Origin of the sequence: Sphingopyxis sp. RIFCSPHIGHO2_12_FULL_65_19 (assembly GCF_001830555.1) — a bacterium.
Lineage (GTDB): Bacteria > Pseudomonadota > Alphaproteobacteria > Sphingomonadales > Sphingomonadaceae > Sphingopyxis.
The window spans coordinates 32,422-32,934 of record NZ_MIAM01000009.1; the positions used below are offsets into that span (position 1 = coordinate 32,422).

Genomic DNA, 513 nt, shown 5'->3' on the forward strand with positions numbered 1-513 from the left:
AGCGGGGCGCCGCTGATCGACTGGCTCGCGCTGTTTGCGCAGGATGAGACGGGATATGGCAATCTTTGTGCGCTCGTATCATCCGCCCATCTTGGCCGCCCGGTCGAACTCGATCCGCATGTCGGCCTGTCCGATCTGGCCGGCAAGACCGAAGGGCTGATCTGCCTGACGGGCGGCGGCGAAGGGGCGCTGGCGCGTTTGCTGGCAGATGAGCAGGTGACCGCGGCGAATGATTATGTCGAGCAGCTCGAGGCGTTGTTCGCGGGGCGACTTTACATCGAATTGTCGCGGCGCGGCGAGGCCGCGGAGATGGCGGCCGAAAAGGCGTTGATCGACTTGGCCTATGCCCGCGCGCTGCCGCTGGTTGCCACCAACCCCGCAAGTTTCGTCGAGCCCAATTTCCACCCCGCGCACGATGCGATGCTGTGCATTGCCCAGTCGGCCTATGTCGAGAGCGAGGACCGCCGTGTGTCGAGCCCAGAGGCGTGGCTGAAACCTGCCGAGGCGATGGAG

The 513-nt window shown here is 65.1% G+C and carries 1 protein-coding gene; it reads left to right on the forward strand.

Going from position 1 to position 513, the window contains the following annotated elements; translation table 11 throughout:
* Positions 1 to 513, forward strand: a 513-nt coding sequence (locus A3E77_RS02100; RefSeq protein WP_293643254.1) for a PHP domain-containing protein, incomplete at both ends; no start/stop codon positions are given.